Below are 610 nucleotides of genomic sequence, written 5' to 3' on the forward strand. Positions count from 1 at the left end.
TTGTTTTTTTACTTCGTTTTCTCGAAGTGTTAGTTAATTGTTACTCTTAAGAATAACAATCACCTCGGATGTCTTTCTCTATTTATTTGAGAATTGATTTTCTTTGTATGCAGTTTTCAAGGTACATATAGATAAGAAGGAGTAGAGCGAATAATCTAGTTCGCATATGAGACTTCGGAACGTTGTTCCTCAGTCACGGATATTCTTCGAATATCCTTCTGTTGTCATACAGCCTTCTTCGTTCAGGCAAGCCTGGCTCAGAATCCTGTCTGCCAACACCATCTGCTCTCTTCATTATCTGCGTGGAGAATACGAGATTCGAACTCGTGACCTCCTGCTTGCAAGGCAGGCGCTCTCCCAACTGAGCTAATCCCCCGTATGTAATTGTATGGTCTTCTTTCTTTTGAAAGAAGTGGGCTTAAGTGGACTCGAACCACCGACCTCACGCTTATCAGGCGTGCGCTCTAACCGGCTGAGCTATAAGCCCTTCCTTTTTAAATCTGGCGGCCACCTGCTCTCCCACACCGTCTCCAGTGCAGTACCATCGGCCGCTTAGGTCTTAACCATCGTGTTCGGGATGGGAACGGGTGTGTCCCCTAAGCGCATCGCC

At 46.2% G+C, this 610-nt stretch carries 2 tRNA genes and 1 rRNA gene; all 3 read right to left on the reverse strand.

Annotation, left to right across the window (positions count from 1 at the left end):
• Positions 1-303 precede the first annotated feature (303 nt).
• Positions 304-376, reverse strand: a tRNA-Ala gene (locus ACTNB3_RS17885).
• Between the two features lie 37 nt (positions 377-413).
• Positions 414-487 (reverse strand) — tRNA-Ile (locus ACTNB3_RS17890).
• Positions 488-498: 11 nt separating this feature from the next.
• Positions 499-610: ribosomal RNA gene (gene rrf / locus ACTNB3_RS17895) — 5S ribosomal RNA — on the reverse strand; the annotation flags it as partial.

The organism is Bariatricus sp. HCP28S3_D3 (assembly GCF_052065755.1).
In the GTDB taxonomy this organism is placed as follows: domain Bacteria; phylum Bacillota; class Clostridia; order Lachnospirales; family Lachnospiraceae; genus Allocoprococcus.